Source organism: Edwardsiella piscicida (genome assembly GCF_001896205.1).
GTDB lineage: Bacteria > Pseudomonadota > Gammaproteobacteria > Enterobacterales > Enterobacteriaceae > Edwardsiella > Edwardsiella piscicida.
In genome coordinates this window covers 828,311-845,140 of record NZ_MPNU01000001.1, presented here as the reverse complement: position 1 = coordinate 845,140, position 16,830 = coordinate 828,311, and the positions used below count along the sequence as shown (strand labels likewise).

Sequence of the window (16,830 nt, the reverse complement as noted above, 5' to 3'; positions counted from 1 at the left end):
CCTCAACCAGCGCGCTCCCCCGCTGCAGGACAGGCGATCCCCGCGGGCAAAAAGTCGATCCAGCCGTCGGGCAGCGCCCGATATCGTTGCGCCCGCTCATGCGTCTCTCCCTCTAGATAGCGTACCCGAATCAGCGAATAGGTCAGCGGAGACGGCTGACCAGACACACACAGCAGCGCCCGCTGCACATCCAGCGCGCGAATGCAGGCGTGCCACGACGGCGCCAGCGTCCGGCATTGCCAGTGCGGGCTGGCCTGCCAGAGCAGGCGCTGCGCCCGCGCCAGCCAGAGATCGGCCTGTGCCTCGGCGTACCAGTATCGCTGCTGCGCCGCGCTACGCTGCAGCAGCGCCGTGGTCTGCGCCTGCTGCGCCAGCACCCAGCCCAATGCCAGCGCCAGCGCGGCCAGCAGGGTGCCCAACAGCGCCGCGCCGCGCTGACGCCTCACGGGGCAGCGATCCGCGCCAGATTCGGAGCGGGCAGCCACTGCCGCAGCACCAGCGGCGCATCGGGGTATCGCCGCTCCGCCAGGCTCAGGGTCAGGTGGAAGGTCGCCGCGCGACGGACAATATGCAGCGCGTCGATCCGCCAGCGCCGCTCATCGCTCACCCGCTCCCAGCCGCCGTCGTCACAGTGCGTGACGCCGCGCCGCGCCTCCAGCGCCCCCTGTCGCAGACGCCAGCCAAAGCGCTCGGCCGCCTCGACGGCGCCATCGCCGTCCAGATCGTAGGCCAGCAGCACGCAGGAGCCGCCCGGCTCCCCACGCATGGCGGCGATCTGCACCGGCGGCGCCGGACGGCGACAGGGCGATGCGCAAAATCCGCTGCGGCGCAGATCCTTCTCCAGCCGATCCAGCAGCCCCTCGGCCTCCGTCATGCGCTGCAGCTGACGCTGAGCGACCAGCCCCTGACGCCGCAGTTCACTGACCAGGCGCAGGGCGGCCGACATCACCAGCGCGCCGAGAAACAGCCCCACCATGATCGACAGCAGGCTCATTCCCCGCTGGCATCGCACGCCGTCAGCGCCGACAGTCCATACTCTGCGCACAGTCTCACCCTCCCCTGCGCCGACCAGATCACCCGAACGGCGTGCCGCTCATCGCTCAGGCTGAGGTGCCCCGGGCGCGCCGTATTGCGTAGGCCGTAAAACCCGGCGTCTGAAGACATCTGCGCCTCCAGGCGCAGCGGCGCGATCGGCATAAAGGCCGCGGCGGCGCGACAGTCGTCCTGCGGCTGCACAACCAGACAGGCCTCGCCCCCTCGGCCGCGACGGAACAGGATAGGACGCACCCCATTGCTGCGAAAGGCCTGCTCGCGCAGCGTCAGCAGATACGTCTGCAGGCGTTGCCCCTCTGCCAGCATCCGCTGCTGATCGCGGCGCGGTAGCCAGAAGGGCAGCGCCGCGGCGGCCAGCATCGCCAGCAGTCCGCAGACCAGCATCGTCTCCAGCAGGGTGTATCCCCGCTGCGTTTCTCCCATGACCGCCCCCGTTCACACGATGGCACGGCGGCCCTCGCCGTGACGGCATCCAGCCTAAGCCGACGACGACGGCGGACCAAGCGCTACTGCGGCGGGATACGGCAGGCGCCAATAAAAAACGCCGGCGCAGGGCCGGCGTTTACAGAGGCGTGAGCGTCGCTGCGCATCACACGGCGACGGGGGCCTTAATCGCCGGGTGTGGATCATAGCCTTCGATGATGAAGTCCTCGAAGCGATAGTCGAAAATCGACGCGGGACGGCGCGCCAGCACCAGGCGCGGCAGCGCACGCGGCTCACGGGTCAACTGCAGCGCCGTCTGCTCCATATGGTTGCTGTACAGATGGGTATCCCCGCCGGTCCAGACAAAGTCGCCCACCTGCAGATCCAGCTGCTGCGCCATCATATGAACCAGCAGCGCATAGCTGGCGATATTGAACGGCAGCCCCAGGAAGACGTCGCAGGATCGCTGATACAGCTGGCACGAGAGGCGGCCGTCGGCGACATAGAACTGGAAAAAGGCGTGGCAAGGCGCCAGCGCCATCTGATCCAGCTCGCCCACGTTCCAGGCCGACACGATGATCCGCCGCGAATCGGGATCCTGGCGCAGCTGCTCCATCACCTGACGAATCTGATCCACCTGGCGGCCGTCGGCGCAGCCCCAGGCACGCCACTGTTTGCCATATACCGGGCCGAGATCGCCGTTCTCATCAGCCCACTCGTCCCAAATGGTGACGTTATTCTCATGCAGGTACTTGACGTTGGTTTCCCCGTTAAGGAACCACAGCAGCTCATGAATGATCGAGCGCAGGTGGCACTTCTTGGTGGTCACCAAGGGAAAACCCTGCTGCAGATTGAAACGCATCTGATGGCCAAAAATCGACAGGGTGCCGGTGCCGGTACGATCGGCCTTGGGTGTCCCCTCTGCCAGCACTTTTCTCATCAAATCCAGATACTGTTTCATGTCACCTCTAACTCTCTACGTAAAAAAATCAGGACGCCTGCGCGCGCGGCGAATGACGATAGGCCCACACCATCATGATAACGCCGACCACGATCATCGGTATGGAGAGAATCTGCCCCATGCTGATCACCCCGTCAAACAGGCCGAGCTGCGCATCCGGCTGGCGGAAAAACTCACAGATAATACGGAAGGCGCCGTAGCCCACCAGGAACAGCCCGGAGACGCTGCCCATCGGGCGCGGCTTGCGAATAAACAGGTTCAGGATAATAAACAGCACGACCCCTTCCAGTAACAGCTCATACAGCTGCGACGGGTGGCGCGGCAGCAGGCCAAAGTGGTTATACACCGCCTGCCACTGCGGGTGGGTCGCCGCCAGCTGCATATCCTCGCTGCTGGAGCCAGGGAACAGCATCGCCCAAGGCGTATCCAGGGTGACGCGGCCCCACAGCTCGCCGTTAATAAAGTTGCCCAGACGCCCCGCGCCCAGACCAAACGGCACCAGCGGCGCAATAAAGTCAGAAACCTGGAAGAAGGTGCGCTTGGTACGACGGGCAAACCACAGCATAGCCAGGATCACCCCGATCAGACCGCCGTGGAAAGACATTCCGCCATCCCAGACCTTAAACAGATACAGGGGGTTATCAATAAACAGCGGCAGGTTATAGAACAGGACATAGCCGATACGCCCACCGAGGAATACCCCGAGGAAACAGGCGTACAGCAGGTTTTCGACTTCGTCTTTGGTCCAGCCGCTGCCCGGCCGGTTGGCCCGACGCACCGCCAGCCACATGGCAAAGACAAAGCCCACCAGATACATCAAGCCATACCAGTGCAGCGCTACCGGACCGATGGAGAAAATCACCGGGTCAAAACTGGGAAAATGCAGATAGTTCGTCATCTGTCACCACAATACTGTCTGAGAAACCGTATAAAATGCTCAAGTGGCGCATCATAACATAGGAAAGTGGGGTGACCGGTGTATGCGTAACGATAAAGTTATGTAAAAAAGCGTATCGCCCCACGACGGATCGCGGCCGAAAGGATCGACTTACCACGCATCATCCGACGCCGTGGCGCAAAAGTCTGCGCGGCCGGGTCGCGATCCGCCGTCGCGCTCGGCGTAGGCTAGATATATACGTCGACCGCACGCCCCGCTCGGGGGCGGTTTACGCCATCGCCGCGCCGCGCAGGATCGGCGCCGTTCTCGGCGGAAAGGCTGCCCGTCATCTGCTGCGCCTCGCTCGCCTGCTGACGCAGACGGGCGATCTCCGCCTGCAGCATCTTGATCTGATCTTGGATCATCTCCTGCTGGCGCCGCTTATCTTCCAGCGGCAACGGTGAGTCCGCCAGCTTGCCCAGCTGTTTCTGTAGCCCCGCTATCGCTTTCTGCAGCTGAGCGATACGTCCCGCAATACCGCCGCCTGCCGCCGCGCTGGCGCCGCTGCCCTGCGTATCCGCCGCAGGCGAAGGGGCCGCCATAGTAATGGCCGTCATGCTCTCTTCCTTATCGTGTTTTGATCGTCACGGGATATATCCATCCCAACGCATTATCGGAAAACGGCGAGAGAACTTGATAGCCGGCGAGCGGCGCGAACGTAGGACAACCTCCCCCGCTTACCAGCCACTCAGCAGAGAAAAGGTTTGCCAGAACAGGGTGACCACCAGCAGGGCGCACAGCGGCACGCTGAACAGCAAACGGCCGGAGAGCAGACGGTGGATCAGAATCCCCACCAGCACCGACACCGGCAGCAGCGCCAGGAAGAAGGGCCAGGTGTACAGCATAAACAGCAGCGTATTGGTGCCGTAAACGACAAAGGGCAGCGCGAACGCCAGCCAATAGAAAACAAACCCCAACACGCCACCGCTGAAGGCGTAAGAGGGCTCTTCGCGTTCGGCGGTGGTCAGTTCATCGGCCGACCTGTTGGCGGCATTAATCAGCATACCCGTATCCTGCGGCAGCAAAGCGTTCACATACGCGGAAAGGCGATCGGCCTTACCGCTGCGCGCCGGGCAAAACAGGGCCGACAGGCGCAACACCGAATGCCAGCGCCGTACGGCCTCAGACTCACGCTGGCATATGCGCTGATGATACCGCCGAAGGCCAAAACGTCTAACATTTGCACGGCCAAATTTGTTACCAATTGTTCCCCTTCGCGCGGCGCCCGGCGGCGGTCTCCGCCGCCTCAACGGTGCCGTACGGAGGCATCGCGCCCGGGGGAAACGCCCTCTCCCCTTTACGCCCGCCCGACGCCCGCGATTTTTCCCTCTTTGTCTGCGCAAGAAATTGTTTAATCCCCTGCCACAGGCGATAATATTTGGCAGATGAATGCCCCTGCCGACGTGTGACGCGCCATCGACAGACAGATACAAAGGACGCCCGACTCATGCTTTCCCGCTGCAGAAACTCTCTCTCCCTGGCCGCGCTCTGCCTGGGCTGCGCGCTCGTCGCGCCGGTCAGCGCCCAGACCCACCAGCCCATTGGAAAAATCGCCGATCAGGAAGTGCGCCATATCGCCACCTATTTTCCCGGCCGCATGGCGGGCAGCCCCGCCGAGCTGATGATGGCCGACTATGTCAACCAGCGCTTCCGTCAGATGGGCTACGACAGCAACCTGCGTGACTTTAAGACCCGCTATCTGTACCGCGACAGCAACGGTAAAAACAGCTGGCACAACGTTACCGCCACCTCGGTGATCGCCGCAAAAGCGGGCCACGGCGATAAGCAGATCCTGATCGTCGCCCATCTGGATACCTTTACCCCGCAGAGCGATGACGACGTTAACCATAATTTGGGTGGGCTGACGCTCCAGGGGGTCGATGATAACGCCTCCGGCGTCGGCGTCATGCTGGAGCTGGCCGAGCGCCTACGCCCGGTAAAAACCCAGGTCGGCATCCGCTTTCTGGCGCTGAGCGCGCAGGAGCTCGGCGGCAAGGGGATCGAAAACTACCTTAGCCGTATGACGCCGGAGGAGAAGAAAAATACCCTGCTAGTGATCGGCATAGATTCGCTGATCAGCGGCGATAGGCTGCTCGCCACCAGCAACAGCCAGGCGCTGGCCGAGCGCAGCCGCGATCGTCTGCTGCAGCTGGCCAAACGCGACGGCATCCGCATCGCGCGCGGCGACAGCGCGGCGCTGGGTCAGTCTACGCCCCAGAACGAGGGGATGGCGCTGTTTTCTCAGGCCGGGCTGCCGCTGCTGCTGCTCTCTGCCGCGGATAGCCAAGATCCGACGCGTCAGACCCGCCACGGCGGCAGCCTGTTTGCGCAGGGCACCAGCTGGCATCAGCCCCAGTACGACAATATGAAATATTTGGATCGGCACCTGCCGGGGCGGATCCGAGCCCGTACCCGCGAGGGGGTCCGGATCCTGCTGCCGCTGCTGGAGCAACTGGCCCGCTGATCTCACCGCCGCGGTATCCGATGCGGGCATCCTAATGTAGAGAAATATCAGGCAGTGTGGCTTTAGGTAAAGAGGGATTGCGTTGCTGTATCTGGGCATTACATTACTCAGAGAGCCGGCGGCCGTTCGCCCCTGAGCACGGTGCGCTGCAATACCGCCCGGATCCGCCGGGAGGTTTTTGTTCGCCCCCTGTCCGCTTTACCGGTCACCAACGTTATCGACCCCGCTACGGCGGGCGCTGTGTTGAGGCAGAGTATGCAAACTGAAGAACAACGTATCATTGAAGGTCTTTTTTCCCGTCTGCAGCAGGCTGAGGCCGGCAGCGGTCCCCGCGACGCCGACGCACAGCGGCTGATCCAGGCCTGTCTGGCCAAGCAGCCGGCCGCCCCGTATTACATGGCGCAGGCGATGCTGATCCAGGAGGCCGCGCTCAAGCGCCTCAATCAACAGGTTGAACAGCTGCAGCAGCAGGTCAGCCAGCTTCAGAGCCAGCCGCGCAGCAGCGGCGGCTTCCTCGCCGGCCTGTTCGGCGGTGGCAGCCAGAGCGGCGGCGATGCGGCGGCATCCGCTGCGCCGGCCCCTGCCCGTACGCCGCTGGGCAGCCAGCCGATCCCTGGCGCAGCCAACTATGCTCAGCCCGGCTATGGCCAGCCGGCGCCTGGATATGGCCAGCAGCCGCCTGCCGCCCCCTCTCGCGCAGGCAGTTTCCTGGGCGGAGCGCTGCAGACGGCGGCCGGCGTCGCCGGAGGAATGGTGATGGCCAATATGCTGACCGGCCTGTTCCACCAGAGCCGTCCGGAAGAGATCGTCAATATCATTGAGGACAACCCCGCGCCGGAGGCCGCCAACAGCGACGCCGATCGGGGCAATGATCCCCAGAACAATGACGCTCAGAACACCGATGCACAGGACAGCGGCCAGGACAACGGTCAGAACGATGCCGATTGGCAGAACGCCGACTGGCGTCAGGATAATAACGGCGGCTTTGGCCAAGATAACGGCTTTTCCGATCCGCAGGACGGCGGCTTCTTTGGCGGCGGTGACGACGACGACTCCTCCTTTTTCTAAGGCATAGCGCCTGCCGGGAAGATCACCCGCTTCCCGGCGAACGCCTGCGCACCATTGTAACAAAATGTAAACTTAAATATATTCACCAGAATTTTAATCATCGACAGAGATAAAATATAAACGCCACATTTAAGCATTACTCAAAATTTATCACCAAAAAATGCGGCAAAATAAAGTATAACATCATCAATCAATCCATTATTTTCATTAATAGCAAAAACCATGGTAATATATACGCAATGACTAAAACCTAATTTTGATATTTAAATATTTATATAATTAATTCATTCAAAAATAGCATTCACCAAAAAATAACCATCCCTATTTTAGCCGCGCCATCAGCGAAACATCCCTATCGACTGGGCGGCCACCCCCACGCCGCCGCGACAAAACAATCAATAAAATAAATCCATTCGAATTTAAATCAATACAATAAATAGATACCCCCAGAGCCACAGGCATATAAATTACATTATGCAATAAGATTGAAGTGAGTCATCGTGCCATTTTTGGTGTCCGGCGATTATCCTGCCCTTGGTTATAACACCCTCATTAACCATCCATTTAAAATAATTATTATTCATCAAGGATAAGATATGAAATATAAATACCTTGCAGTGGTTATTCCGGCATTACTGGCGGCGGGCGTGGCCCATGGGGCTGAGGTTTATAATAAAAATGGCAATAAGGTCGATATCTATGGCCGCCTCGCCGGAGAGTTCTACTCCGGTGACGGCGCGGGAGATGACAGCTATGCGCGTATCGGCTTTAAGGGGGAGACCCAGATTAACACGATGCTGACGGGCTATGCCCGTTGGGAATTCCAGGCGAAAGCCAGCCGCCACGAAGGCGAACCCGAAAGCTATACCCGTCTGGGCTTCGTGGGACTGAATATCGCCCAGTTTGGCTCGCTGGACTATGGCCGCAATAACGGCGTACTCAAAGATGTAGAGAACTTGACCGACGTATTCCCGGTCTACGGCGGCGACTCCTATGCCATGACCGATAACTACATGACCGGGCGCGCCAATAACCTGCTCACCTACCGCAACCGCGACTTCTTCGGTCAGATCGAGGGGCTGAATATCACCCTGCAGTACCAGGGCAAGAACGAGGGGACGATTAAAGACAACGATATTCAGAGCGGCACCGGCAACCGCGGCGACGCCTCTGTGCGGCGCGACAACGGCGATGGCGCCGGGATCGCCGCCACCTATGAACTGCCCTTCGGCATCGGTCTGGCGGCGGGCTATAGCAGCTCCGATCGCACCACGGCCCAGGCATCGGGAACCCAGGGCGGCGCAAGGGGCGAGCACGCCGAGGCTTGGACCATCGCGGCCAAATACGATGCGAATAATATCTACCTGGCGGCCATGTACGCGGAAACCCGCAATATGACCCCCTTCAACAAAAATAGCCTGATCGCGAAGAAGACCCAGAACATTGAGGCGGTGGCCCAGTACCAGTTCGACTTCGGCCTGCGCCCCTCTCTGGGCTATGTGCTGTCGCGCGGCCTCAATCTGGATAGCGACAACGCAGCGCAGAAAAATGCGTCTGGCGATCTGGTCAACTACATCAGCATCGGCACCGAGTTTGCGCTGAACAAAAACATGGTGACCTATATAGAATATAAGGTGAATCTGCTGAAAGATAACGAGTTCAGCGGCTATAACAACATTGATACCGATAACCAGCTGGGCGTCGGCATTCAGTATAATTTCTAATCTCGCCCATGATAAACAAGGCCTCCCGCGGGAGGCCTTATGCTCTTATGCTCTTGTGCTATCCGGCTCAGTTACGACCAAACATATCCTTGATCCAGCTGGCGACACCGTCGCTGCCCTGCCCCTGGCCAGCGGCAGCCGGCGGCGGCGCACTGCACAGCGACTGCGGATCGTCGGTCCAGACCGGCAGGGTACGCCCGCTGCCGCACTGGAAATTACCGGCGTCATCGATCCCTACCATGCTGATCCCCTGCGGCGGCACCAGATCCAGCGCCAGCGGCGTCTGATTCTCCAGATAACGGCGGTACAGGGTCAGGGCACCGCTGGCCCCGGTCAACTTGGAGGGGCCGTTATTATCGCGCCCAACCCAGGTGATCGCGACCTCCTTCCCGTCAATGCCGGCAAACCAGCTGTCGCGCAGATCGTTCGTGGTACCGGTCTTGGCCGCCAGATGGTAGCGCCCAAACTTACCCGACAGCGACCGCGAGGTTCCGCTCACCACCCCCTGCTGCATGGCATACAGCGTCAGGTATGCTGCCTGCGGAGCCACCACGCTCTGCGCCTGGGGCAGGCTCTGATACAGTACGGTGCCGTCCTCGGCGATCACCGAACGCAGCGCCGACAGCGTCGCCCGATTACCGCCGGCGGCGATGGTCTGATAGGCCTGAGCCACCTCCATCGGCGTCAGGTTAATCGCGCCCAGCAGCATGGCGGGAACCGGATCAATGACGCTTTTCGGGACGCCCAGCTGTTGCCAGGTCGCACTGATCTTATCCAGCCCCAGCGCCATGCCCAAATTCACCGTCGGTACGTTGAGCGACTGCGCCAGCGCGGTCATCAGCATCACCTGCCCACGGTACTGACGATCGTAGTTCTTCGGCTCCCAGTAGGTGCCGTTGGAGAGCTTGATCGACACCGGCTGATCCGTCAGCGGGGTATTCAGACGGTAGCTCACCGGCTCACTCAGCGCCGTCAGATAGGTCGGCGGCTTGGCCAGCGAGCCGATCAGACGACGGGCGTCCATCGCGCGGTTAAAGCCGGCAAACTGGGTCTGCGCGCCGCCCACCATCGCACGCACCTCGCCGCTAAAGCGATCGACCACCACCATGGCGGCCTCCAGATCGTCGAGGTGGCGCGCCGCGCGCAGCGCCGGAATACCGGCCTCGACGGCTTTTTCCGCCGCATCCTGCGAGACAGGATCGAGGGTGGTAAAGATCTTCACCCCGGAGAGGTCCTGTACCTTATCGCCCAGCTTAGCCTGCAGCTCCTGACGCACCAGCTGCATAAACGCAGGCTGAGGCGAGATGACGCCCCCCTTGGGCTGGACCCCGAGCGGACGGGCGCTGAGCATGTTGTACAGATCCTGATCGATGATCTTCTGCTCCAGCAGCAGGTGCAGCACCACATTGCGCCGCTCCAGCGCCAGCTTGGGATTGCGCCACGGGTTATACAGCGATGCCCCCTTGACCATGCCCACCAGCAGCGCCTGCTGATCCAGGCTCAGCTCCTCTACCGGGCGGCCAAAGTAATACAGGCTGGCCAGCGGGAAACCGCGGATCTGATCGTTACCGCTCTGCCCCAGGTACACCTCGTTGAGGTACAGTTCCAGAATGCGATCCTTGCTGTAGCGATAGTCGAGGATCAGCGCCATATAGGCTTCGTTAAGCTTGCGCCACAGGGAACGCTCATTGCTCAGGAACAGGTTTTTCACCAGCTGCTGGGTCAGGGTACTGCCCCCCTGCACCGTACGGCCGGCCGTCAGGTTGGCCAGCAGCGCACGACCAATGGAGTAGAAGCTGATGCCGTCATGCTGATAGAAGTGGCGATCCTCCGTCGCCAGCAGGGTATCCACCAGCAGCGTCGGGAAGCCGTTGCGCGGCACAAACAGACGCTGCTCGCCGTTGGGCGACTGCAGCATCGTGATCAGCCGGGGATCGAGGCGGAAAAAGCCAAACTGGCGCTTATTCTCCAGATTGACAATTTCGCTCAGGCCATCCGCGTCAAACACCAGGCGAGCGTGGATCTGCCCCTCTTTTCCATCAGGAAAATCAAAGGGACGACGCAGCATATCGATACTGCTGCCCGAAACGGTAAACTCGCCGGGACGGGTGATGCGGCTCACCTCCCGGTACTGCATGCCCTCCAGCAGATTGACCATCTCTTTTTTGCTGTAGTTCATCCCCGGCTCAAGGCTGACCATCCGGCCATACACGGCGGCCGGCAGCTGCCAGACTTTACCGTCGATACGGCTGCGGATCTGCTGATCGAGATAGACCCCATAGGCGCCGATGACGATCAGCGCGACCAGCGCCAGACGGAACAGCAGCCACAGCACGCGGCGCCGACGGGAACGTTTTACCTGTTTGCGCGCCACATCACCCTCATCATCGTCATCATATCCGTCATCATCACTCTCCTCACGCGCCTGGTCATCCTCGTCGTAGTCATCCTCGTCATAACGACGGCGGCGGCGCGCAGGCTCTCCGCGTGGCGGCTGCGCCGCCCGTTTTTTACCTTTACGCCCGATTGGCTGGCGATCGTCCCCAGACATATCCTGTTTCTCCGGCTGTAATGCGGCCTAAGCCGCCTAATATGCGCCTGTGTCCCCCGCTAACAACAGGGGAACGCTCTGAAAATTAATGTCGCTTGGTGCGCCGGGTCGGCTGCGCGTTGGCCGGATCGTCCGGCCAGACGTGCTTGGGATAGCGCCCCTTCATCTCTTTCTGTACTTCACGATAGGCGCCCTGCCAGAATCCCGCCAGATCGCGGGTGATCTGCAGCGGCCGCTGCGCCGGAGACAACAGCTCCAGCACCAGCGCAACGCGCCCCTGTGCGATACGCGGGCTCTCCCGCTCACCGAACATCTCCTGCAGACGCACCGCCAGCGCCGGCGGTTTATCGCTAAAGTACCGAATCGCCAGACGCGATCCGGTCGGCACAGTGTAATGAGTCGGCAGCTCACTATCCAGCCGCTGACGCGTGTTCCAGTCGAGCAGTCGCAGCAGCGCCCCGGCCAGATCGATCTGACGCAGCCCCCGCAGATCGCGGACGCCGTGCAGCGCGGGCAGCAGCCACTGCGCCAGCGACGCCAGCAGACTCTCATCATCCACCGCCGGCCAGGCATATTCGGGCAGCCAGCGCTGGGCACAGATCAAACGCAGACGCAGCTGCGTCGCCGCCTCGTCCCACCCCAGCGCGGCCACCCCCTGCGTACGCACCCACTCCAACAGCGCCTGCGCCAGCGTCGCCTCATCGGGACGGGCCAGCGGCTGCGCACGCAGCACCAGACGCCCCAGTTGGACGCGACGCCAGGCGCGCAGAGTTCCTTTGGCCTCATCCCACTCAACGCCGGTGCCTTCGCTGACCAGGTGCGGCAGCTGAGCCGCCAGCGACGCCAGATCGCAGGGCAGCGCCAGCAGAATCCGCGACTCGCCGCCGGAGGCTCCCTGCAGCAGCGAGGCGGCGATCAGCCCCGGCATCCGCCCCAGCGCATCGTCCGCCTCCAGCGCCGCGCCCAGTCCGTTGGCCAGGAGATAGCGCCCATCCTGCCCGCGCGCGGCGGCGATCCGGTCGGGATAGGCATGCGCCAGCCACAGCGGCGCCTGCGCCAGATCGGCCTCCGCCGTCCGCCCCCCCATACGCTTAACCAGCTGCGCCGCACGCTGACGCCAGTGCGACTGCGGATGGTAGAGCGCCTGGCGCATATCGGCGCTCCCCTGACGCGGCGGCTCCTCGACAATCGCCGCCAGCAGGGCGGCACAGGCCAACGCCGCATCGCCGGCGTCACGGGCGGCGCACAGCATCGCCGCCAGGCGCGGATCGCTGCCCGTGCGAGCCATCTCTCGCCCCAGCGGACTCAGCGTCCCCTGCGGATCCAGCGCATCCAGCTGTTGCAGCAGGCGCTGGGCCGCCCCCAGCGCCGCGGACGGCGGCGCATCCAGCCACGTCAGCTGCTGGGCATCCCGGCAGCCCCAACTGAGCAACTCCAGCCATAGCGCGCTCAGATCGCTGCGCAGGATCTCGGCCTGGGCATAGTCGCTGGCCCGCTCGGCCTGCTCAGCTGATACCAGATGCCAGCAGATCCCCTCGCTCAGACGTCCGGCGCGCCCAGCGCGCTGGGTCATCGACGCCTGACTCGCCCGCTGGGTCACCAGCCGCGTCAGCCCGCTGCGCACGTCAAACTGGCTGACGCGCTCCAGCGCGCTATCGACCACCAGACGAATGCCATCGATGGTGAGGCTGGTTTCCGCAATATTGGTCGCCAGCACCACTTTGCGCCGCCCCGTCGGCGCCGGCGCAATGGCCAGCTGCTGCTCGGCCAGCGACAGCGCCCCGTATAAGGGACAGATGTCGGTATCCGCGGCGACGCTCTCCTGCAGCAGCGCCGCGCAGCGGCGGATTTCGCCCACCCCGGGTAAAAACAGCAGCAGCGAGCCGCTCTCCCGGTTCATCAGGCTCAGCACCGCGGCGGCGGCCGCCTGCTCAATGCGTTCATGGGGGGAGATGGGATGATAGTGACGCACCACCGGATAGCTGCGCCCCGCGGAGACAATGGTCGGCGCATCGGGCAACAGCGTCTTCAGACGGGCATCATCGAGGGTCGCCGACATAATCAGCAGCCGCAGATCGTCCCGCAGCCCGGCCTGCACATCCAGCAGCAGCGCCAGCGCCAGATCCGCCTGCAGGCTGCGCTCATGGAACTCATCGAGGATCACCAATGCCACCCCTTCCAGCATCGGATCGCGCTGCAGCATGCGGGTCAAAACCCCCTCCGTCACGACCTCCAGACGGGTATGTTTACCGACCCGATGCTCTCCGCGCATCCGGTAGCCAACCGTCGCGCCCAGCGGCTCGCCCAGCTGCTGCGCCAGCCGGTGCGCCACCGTCCGCGCGGCCAAACGCCGCGGCTCCAGCATCACGATACGCCCATTCAGGCAGGGAGACTGCAGCAGCTGCAGCGGCAGCCAGGTGGATTTTCCCGCCCCGGTCGGGGCGTTAAGCAGCACCCGGGAGGCAGACTGCAGGGCGGCAAGCAGATCGGGCAGCACCGCGGCAACGGGTAATAAGGACACTGTGGACTCCACTCTCTTTCGCGACGGGGTAAACGGCGCCGACGCCATTCGCCCCAGCGTATTAACAATTTCTGCCGCGCATTGTAGCATCGGGCGATGCGCTTAACGGGAAACCACCATGCAGCAACGCCTTTTTTTTGCCATTCCGCTACCGCCGCCGCTGCAGCAAACGCTGATCCAGTGGCGAGCCGAGCACTTTTCTTCCCAGGCAGGACGACCGATCGCCGCCGCCAACCTGCATCTGACGCTGGCTTTTCTTGGCGACGTCGGCAGCGCACAGCAGCAGCGTCTGCAGACGCTGGCCGGGCGTATCCGTCAGGCGCCCTTTAGCCTGACGCTGGATGACGCCGGTCAGTGGCCGCGCCCCGGCGTGGTCTGGCTGGGTATGCGCCGGGCGCCGCGCGGACTGATCCAGCTGGCGGAGCTGCTCCGCTCGCAGGCGGCGCGCAGCGGCTGCTACCAGAGCCCGCTCCCCTTTCATCCGCATATCACGCTGCTGCGTCACGCCTATCAGGCGGTCGCGATCCCCGCGGCGACCTTTCGCTGGTCGTTTGACGTAACGCACTTTTCCCTGTTCAGCTCGCAGCAGTCCCAGGGACGCACCCGCTATCAACCGCTGGCCAGCTGGCCCCTGCGGCGCGATGACTAACCCACAGGAGCCCCACCATGCAGTTCACCCCTCCCCTGCAGAGCGCCATCCTGATCAAGCGCTATAAACGTTTTCTGGCCGACGTACGCCGTCCCGACGGCCAAATCATCACCCTGCACTGCGCCAATACCGGCGCGATGACCGGCTGCGCCACGCCGGGCGATACGGTGTGGTACTCCACCTCGGACAACCCTAAGCGCAAGTATCCGTCAAGCTGGGAGCTCACCCATACCCAGGCTGGAGACTGGATCTGCGTGAATACCCTGCGCGCCAACGCGCTGGTGCACGAGGCGATTGCACAGCGGCAGATCGGCGAAGTATCCGGTTACACTAAAATACGCAGCGAAGTGCGCTATGGGGCAGAAAATAGCCGCATCGACTTGTTATTACAGGCAGAAGATCGCCCCGACTGCTATATTGAGGTGAAGTCAGTCACGCTGCTGCAGGCGGCGTGCGGATACTTCCCCGATGCGGTCACCGAGCGGGGGCAAAAGCATCTGCGTGAACTGCAGCATCAGGTGCAAAGCGGTGTGCGGGCGGTGCTGTTTTTCGCCGTGCTGCACAGCGGGATTACGCATGTGCGGGCGGCCCGCCACATCGATCCCCGCTATGCGCAACTATTGGCCCAGGCGAGCGATCTCGGGGTAGAAATTCTCTGCTACGGCGCGCAGATAAGCCCCGCCGGCATCCGGCTCACGCAGCCGCTGCCGGTAACGGTTTAGGCGCGCCACGCGGCGGTAAATCGTCGGCATTACGCGGTGGGAAAGGATGAAACGCGGCTAAATACGCCGCCCTTCACACCCTTGTCAAGCCGTAGACAGGAATAATTGCCAACCTCTACCGCATCTGTTATTTATAGCGGCCTGATTTTTTCCCCCGTTTGGGGATCGCTAATGCGTGTTATTAGGAGAAGCAGCATGCAAGAAGGGCAAAACCGTAAACCGTCGTCCTTGAGCATTCTCGCCATTGCTGGGGTGGAGCCATATCAAGAAAAGCCGGGCGAGGAGTACATGAACGACGCCCAGCTGGCGCACTTTAAGCGAATTCTTGAGGCATGGCGTAACCAGCTCAGGGATGAAGTGGATCGTACCGTATCCCATATGCAGGAAGAGGCTGCCAACTTCCCGGATCCCGCCGACCGCGCGACCCAAGAAGAAGAGTTCAGCCTGGAGCTGCGTAACCGCGATCGCGAGCGCAAGCTGATCAAAAAAATCGAGAAAACGCTGCAGAAAATCGAAGATGATGACTTCGGTTTCTGCGAATCCTGCGGCGTTGAGATCGGCATCCGCCGTCTGGAAGCCCGTCCGACCGCCGATCTGTGCATCGATTGTAAGACCCTGGCCGAAATCCGCGAAAAGCAGATGGCAGGCTAAAGCCCTAACGGGGGGGCCCGCATCTCCGGGCCCCGTTTCCTTTGTACGCTGTCGGCCAGCGGACACCGGCGGGCGGCGTGCGCACCCACGATCCGGAGCGTTTCCGGCGTAAACGTCGCAGTTAACCATGTCATATTCCCTGCCCACTCCCCCGGAGTACGTCGGCCGCTTTGCGCCCTCCCCCTCCGGCGATCTGCACTTTGGTTCCCTGATTGCCGCCCTCGGCAGCTATCTGCGCGCGCGCGCCTGCGGTGGCCGCTGGTTGGTACGGATTGAAGATATCGATCCGCCGCGCGAAGTCCCCGGCGCCGCCGACCGTATCCTGCGCGCCCTGGATCACTATGGCCTACGCTGGGATGGCCCGGTGCTATACCAGTCGCAGCGCCACGAGGCCTATCGCGCCATCCTGGATCAGCTGCACCGCCAGGGGCTGGCCTACTACTGCACCTGTACCCGCCAACGCATTCACGCGCTGGGGGGATTGTATGACGGACACTGCCGCGATCTGGGGCGAGGCGCGCCCGGTGCGGCGCTGCGCCTGCGCCAGACGCAGCCGGTATACGGCTTTCACGATCGCCTGCGCGGCTGGCTCGACGCCGATGCAGCGCTGGCGTGCGAGGATTTTATCATCCACCGCAGAGATGGCCTGTTTGCCTATAATTTAGCGGTGGTGGCAGACGATCACTTCCAGGGCGTCAATGAAATCGTCCGCGGCGCCGATCTGATCGCGCCGACGGTGCGTCAGATAGCGCTGTATCGCCAGCTGGGGTGGCAAGCGCCGGCCTATCTGCACCTGCCGCTGGCGCTCAACGATGACGGCAACAAGCTCTCCAAGCAGAATCATGCTCAGCCGATACCGCTGGGCGATCCGCGCCCGCTGCTGCTGCAGGCGCTGACGTTTCTGGGGCAGACGCCCGACGCGGCGCTGCGCGATCTGAGCACAGAGGCGCTGTTAACCCAGGCAGTCGCCCAGTGGCGACTGGAAAAAGTGCCGCTTCAGGTCACTCAGCCGACAACGATTCCGTCTGCACCATTCTCAAATTCCCCTGCGTGAGCTATGATTAGCCGCTTATTTTTCTGCACACCATGCCCCATCGGCCTCAGCG

At 62.3% G+C, this 16,830-nt stretch carries 16 protein-coding genes; 7 read left to right on the top strand and 9 right to left on the bottom strand.

Annotated features, from left to right (window positions below):
- Positions 1-2 precede the first annotated feature (2 nt).
- The 7 genes from BRD58_RS03750 to BRD58_RS03720 form a co-directional block, all read right to left on the bottom strand.
- Positions 3-446 (bottom strand): DUF2509 family protein, encoded by a 444-nt coding sequence (locus BRD58_RS03750; protein WP_073381598.1) that lies wholly within the window; start codon positions 444-446, stop codon positions 3-5.
- On the bottom strand, positions 443-1,045 hold the full coding sequence (locus BRD58_RS03745) for a peptidase (protein WP_226064176.1): 603 nt from the start codon (positions 1,043-1,045) through the stop codon (positions 443-445). Before BRD58_RS03745 ends, BRD58_RS03750 begins: the two co-directional genes overlap by 4 nt.
- Complete coding sequence (locus BRD58_RS03740) at positions 991-1,476, bottom strand: prepilin-type N-terminal cleavage/methylation domain-containing protein (protein ID WP_015460985.1); 486 nt, start codon at positions 1,474-1,476, stop codon at positions 991-993. The genes BRD58_RS03745 and BRD58_RS03740 overlap by 55 nt, the downstream gene beginning before the upstream one ends.
- Positions 1,477-1,642: 166 nt before the next feature.
- The gene (thyA, locus tag BRD58_RS03735; RefSeq protein WP_012847574.1) at positions 1,643-2,437 is read right to left on the bottom strand and encodes a thymidylate synthase; all 795 of its coding nucleotides are present in this window, start codon (positions 2,435-2,437) and stop codon (positions 1,643-1,645) included.
- A 28-nt stretch (positions 2,438-2,465) separates the two neighbouring features.
- Positions 2,466-3,335 (bottom strand): prolipoprotein diacylglyceryl transferase, encoded by an 870-nt coding sequence (gene lgt, locus BRD58_RS03730; protein WP_012847573.1) that lies wholly within the window; start codon positions 3,333-3,335, stop codon positions 2,466-2,468.
- A gap of 227 nt (positions 3,336-3,562) precedes the next feature.
- Positions 3,563-3,931 carry a FlxA-like family protein gene (locus tag BRD58_RS03725; protein WP_012847572.1) on the bottom strand — a complete coding sequence of 123 codons (369 nt, stop codon included), beginning with the start codon at positions 3,929-3,931 and terminating at the stop codon, positions 3,563-3,565.
- 120 nt (positions 3,932-4,051) lie between these two features.
- The gene (locus tag BRD58_RS03720) at positions 4,052-4,378 is read right to left on the bottom strand and encodes a DUF3561 family protein (protein WP_034168753.1); all 327 of its coding nucleotides are present in this window, start codon (positions 4,376-4,378) and stop codon (positions 4,052-4,054) included.
- A gap of 443 nt (positions 4,379-4,821) precedes the next feature.
- On the opposite strand from BRD58_RS03720, the gene BRD58_RS03715 reads away from it, so the two are divergent.
- From BRD58_RS03715 to BRD58_RS03705, 3 genes are all read left to right on the top strand, one after another.
- Positions 4,822-5,838 carry an aminopeptidase gene (locus tag BRD58_RS03715; protein ID WP_012847570.1) on the top strand — a complete coding sequence of 339 codons (1,017 nt, stop codon included), beginning with the start codon at positions 4,822-4,824 and terminating at the stop codon, positions 5,836-5,838.
- A gap of 255 nt (positions 5,839-6,093) precedes the next feature.
- Positions 6,094-6,906, top strand: coding sequence for a DUF2076 domain-containing protein (locus tag BRD58_RS03710; protein WP_015460983.1), 813 nt, complete (start codon positions 6,094-6,096; stop codon positions 6,904-6,906).
- Positions 6,907-7,502: 596 nt separating this feature from the next.
- On the top strand, positions 7,503-8,630 hold the full coding sequence (locus BRD58_RS03705; protein WP_015460982.1) for a porin: 1,128 nt from the start codon (positions 7,503-7,505) through the stop codon (positions 8,628-8,630).
- A 67-nt stretch (positions 8,631-8,697) separates the two neighbouring features.
- On the opposite strand, the gene mrcB is transcribed toward BRD58_RS03705, so the two are convergent.
- Together mrcB and hrpB are read right to left on the bottom strand one after the other, a co-directional pair.
- Positions 8,698-11,181: a bifunctional glycosyl transferase/transpeptidase gene (gene mrcB / locus BRD58_RS03700; protein ID WP_012847566.1), complete on the bottom strand. Its 2,484-nt coding sequence runs from the start codon at positions 11,179-11,181 to the stop codon at positions 8,698-8,700.
- A gap of 85 nt (positions 11,182-11,266) precedes the next feature.
- Positions 11,267-13,750: an ATP-dependent helicase HrpB gene (gene hrpB, locus BRD58_RS03695; protein WP_236721616.1), complete on the bottom strand. Its 2,484-nt coding sequence runs from the start codon at positions 13,748-13,750 to the stop codon at positions 11,267-11,269.
- A 70-nt stretch (positions 13,751-13,820) separates the two neighbouring features.
- Here hrpB and thpR point away from each other — a divergent pair, with 70 nt between their 5' ends.
- From thpR to gluQRS, 4 genes are all read left to right on the top strand, one after another.
- The gene (gene thpR, locus BRD58_RS03690) at positions 13,821-14,351 is read left to right on the top strand and encodes an RNA 2',3'-cyclic phosphodiesterase (protein ID WP_012847564.1); all 531 of its coding nucleotides are present in this window, start codon (positions 13,821-13,823) and stop codon (positions 14,349-14,351) included.
- 17 nt (positions 14,352-14,368) lie between these two features.
- Positions 14,369-15,073, top strand: a complete 705-nt coding sequence (sfsA, locus tag BRD58_RS03685; protein ID WP_012847563.1) for a DNA/RNA nuclease SfsA — start codon at positions 14,369-14,371, stop codon at positions 15,071-15,073.
- A 195-nt stretch (positions 15,074-15,268) separates the two neighbouring features.
- Positions 15,269-15,724, top strand: a complete 456-nt coding sequence (gene dksA, locus BRD58_RS03675; protein WP_012847562.1) for an RNA polymerase-binding protein DksA — start codon at positions 15,269-15,271, stop codon at positions 15,722-15,724.
- Positions 15,725-15,851: 127 nt separating this feature from the next.
- On the top strand, positions 15,852-16,778 hold the full coding sequence (gene gluQRS / locus BRD58_RS03670) for a tRNA glutamyl-Q(34) synthetase GluQRS (protein WP_073381594.1): 927 nt from the start codon (positions 15,852-15,854) through the stop codon (positions 16,776-16,778).
- Positions 16,779-16,830 lie beyond the last annotated feature (52 nt).

Excerpts from the sequence above, each read along its gene's own strand:
- gluQRS (WP_073381594.1), top strand. The coding sequence starts at position 15,852 with ATGTCATATTCCCTGCCCACTCCCCCGGAGTACGTCGGCCGCTTTGCG.
- sfsA (WP_012847563.1), top strand. The coding sequence starts at position 14,369 with ATGCAGTTCACCCCTCCCCTGCAGAGCGCCATCCTGATCAAGCGCTAT.
- BRD58_RS03720 (WP_034168753.1), bottom strand. The coding sequence starts at position 4,378 with ATGCTGATTAATGCCGCCAACAGGTCGGCCGATGAACTGACCACCGCC.
- thpR (WP_012847564.1), top strand. The coding sequence starts at position 13,821 with ATGCAGCAACGCCTTTTTTTTGCCATTCCGCTACCGCCGCCGCTGCAG.
- BRD58_RS03715 (WP_012847570.1), top strand. The coding sequence starts at position 4,822 with ATGCTTTCCCGCTGCAGAAACTCTCTCTCCCTGGCCGCGCTCTGCCTG.
- mrcB (WP_012847566.1), bottom strand. The coding sequence starts at position 11,181 with ATGTCTGGGGACGATCGCCAGCCAATCGGGCGTAAAGGTAAAAAACGG.
- lgt (WP_012847573.1), bottom strand. The coding sequence starts at position 3,335 with ATGACGAACTATCTGCATTTTCCCAGTTTTGACCCGGTGATTTTCTCC.
- thyA (WP_012847574.1), bottom strand. The coding sequence starts at position 2,437 with ATGAAACAGTATCTGGATTTGATGAGAAAAGTGCTGGCAGAGGGGACA.
- BRD58_RS03740 (WP_015460985.1), bottom strand. The coding sequence starts at position 1,476 with ATGGGAGAAACGCAGCGGGGATACACCCTGCTGGAGACGATGCTGGTC.
- BRD58_RS03705 (WP_015460982.1), top strand. The coding sequence starts at position 7,503 with ATGAAATATAAATACCTTGCAGTGGTTATTCCGGCATTACTGGCGGCG.
- BRD58_RS03710 (WP_015460983.1), top strand. The coding sequence starts at position 6,094 with ATGCAAACTGAAGAACAACGTATCATTGAAGGTCTTTTTTCCCGTCTG.
- dksA (WP_012847562.1), top strand. The coding sequence starts at position 15,269 with ATGCAAGAAGGGCAAAACCGTAAACCGTCGTCCTTGAGCATTCTCGCC.
- hrpB (WP_236721616.1), bottom strand. The coding sequence starts at position 13,750 with ATGGCGTCGGCGCCGTTTACCCCGTCGCGAAAGAGAGTGGAGTCCACA.
- BRD58_RS03725 (WP_012847572.1), bottom strand. The coding sequence starts at position 3,931 with ATGACGGCCATTACTATGGCGGCCCCTTCGCCTGCGGCGGATACGCAG.